The organism is Microbacterium sp. CCH5-D1, from assembly GCF_001557335.1.
Lineage (GTDB): Bacteria > Actinomycetota > Actinomycetes > Actinomycetales > Microbacteriaceae > Microbacterium > Microbacterium oxydans.
Genome location: NZ_LSJW01000281.1, coordinates 1 through 2,163 on the forward strand (window position 1 = coordinate 1; position 2,163 = coordinate 2,163).

Below are 2,163 nucleotides of genomic sequence, written 5' to 3' on the forward strand. Positions count from 1 at the left end.
TCGCGCTGCCCATCGACGACATGCTGCAGCGCGAGATCCGCCGCGCCACCCGTCAGAGCGAGCCGACGGCCCAGAAGCTCGCTGCGAGCCCGCGCGACATCCAGGCCCAGATCCGCGCGGGGCTCACCGCACCCGAGGTCGCGGAGCTGCTCGGCATCAGCGTCGACGACGTGGCCCGATTCGAAGGACCCGTCCTCGCCGAGCGCGAGCACGTGATCGGACAGGCCCTCGCCGTGCCCGTCCTGATCGGCAGCGAGGTCGAGCCCGACGCGCAGCCGACCTTCGGTGTGGCCGTCCGCGCCAAGCTCGCCGAGATCGAAGCCACCTCCGAGCGCTGGGCGAGCTGGAAGGAGGACTCCGGTTGGACCATCAAGCTCGAGTTCACCGCCAACGACGTCGATCACGACGCCCGCTGGAGCTTCGATCCTCGCCGCAGCGCGCTCTCACCGCTGAACGCCGACGCGACACAGCTCTCTCGGCAGGGCTCGCTCCCCGAAGGTCTCATCCCCCGCCTCCGAGCGGTCGATGCCGAGCGGACCTCGCCGTACAAGGACGAGAGTCGCTTCGACTCCGGCGCGTTCGGACCGCGGCTGGTACCCGCACCCGAAGCGGACGTGGAAGACCCCTCGCTCCCGGCCCGCTCCGACGCGGCAGCGCAGGACGCGGCGATCAAGCGCGCTCCCGCCGCGCAGACCACGAGTCCGGAGACGGCGGACCTCCTCGAGGCTCTACGCCGACGCCGCGGACAGCGGGAGACCGCGCCGCTGCTCGACGATGTGGAGGACACGGATCGATCGGACCAGAGTCCGATCGCACTGTTCGAGGCCCTGGAGCAGCCGGATGAAGAACCGGAGCCCCCGCAGCCCGCGCCGCAGAACAGCAGCTCGGACGCCGGCGACTCCACGGGACGCCGCCGTCGCCGGAACGCGATGCCGTCGTGGGACGAGATCGTCTTCGGCGCACGCACCGATGAGTGAGACGCGACTCGTCTGAGCCCCACCCGCGGCGGGGATGAGGGTCTGCGTCAGCGTTCGAACGCGCCGAGCCGGATCACCGGCACCTGTCTCTCCTCCGGTGTGAGCGCGCCGTGCTGGCCCACCATCCCGCGACTGCGCTGGTCGGCCGCCGTACCGTCGTAGAGAGCCCAGGCACCGCGAGCGATCGCGAGCAGGTCGCCGACGCGCGATGCGGCGGCATCTGTGACCTTCGGTCCGAAGAGGCCGTGACGTATCGCCTCCTCGCGGGTGAGCACGTCGGCCACCCCCTCCAGGTCGGCGCGCCATCTCGACGTCACCGCCGCGCGGTCCGCGTCGGGCTCCAGGTACGCGTGCAGCATGCGCGGTTCGCCGCCGATGTGGCGAATCCCCGCGACGTGCTCCTCCGCCAGGACGACCTGACGGTTCGGCGCCACATCGACCATCCCGTGATCCGAGGTGACCAAGACGCCCACGCCCGCCGGGACACGTGCAGACAGCGCCGCGTCGACGTCCTCCAGCGCGGCGACCCACTCCGGGGAGGCGATGCCGTGCTTGTGACCTGCCTTGTCGACCTCCGGCAGGTAACAGTAGACGAGCGACCCCGGGTGCTCGCGAGCGAGCTCATATGCGGCTTCGACCCGCGAGGCCGCGGTCGTCGCGGGAACGAACTCGGCACCGCGCAGAGTGGCTCTGGTGAAGCCGCTGTGCGCGTACCCGGCGAACCCGACGGCGAAACTCTCGTGTCCGTCGCGGGCCGCTCGCTCGAAGATCGTCGGGGCCGACTGCCAGGTGAGCGGATCGATCCCGTCGGTCTCCCAGCCGCTGAGCTGGTTGACGAGCACATCGCGGTCGGGATCGAGCACGCGGTAACCGACGAGCCCGTGCTCCCCCGGCCATACACCCGTGACGATGCTCGTGAGCGCCGCCGCCGTGGTGGAGGGGAACACCGAGTGGGCGACGTCCTTCTTCGCCATCCCCGCGGTCAGGGAGCGCGCGTGTCCGGCATGGCCACGCAGGCTGATCGCCCCGAGCCCATCGATCACCACGAGCACGACCGAGTCCGCGCGCGGCAGAACCTCGGATTCGCCTCGGAGGGCGGCGAACAGGTCGCCCGCCACCCCGACGACACTCCGGGCGCTGGGCGCCGCGGACGGTAGCATGAAGGACATCCGAGCCAGTCTGACAC

General features: G+C 71.0%; 2 protein-coding genes. One reads left to right on the top strand and one right to left on the bottom strand.

What is annotated here, in order from left to right; genetic code table 11:
* Nucleotides 1–977, top strand: a 977-nt coding sequence (sepH, locus tag AX744_RS16645) for a septation protein SepH (protein WP_061018094.1), incomplete at its 5' end; no start/stop codon positions are given.
* A 47-nt stretch (nt 978–1,024) separates the two neighbouring features.
* On the opposite strand, the gene AX744_RS16650 is transcribed toward sepH, so the two are convergent.
* On the bottom strand, nt 1,025–2,163 hold a 1,139-nt coding region (locus AX744_RS16650; RefSeq protein WP_331709311.1), incomplete at its 5' end, for an alkaline phosphatase family protein.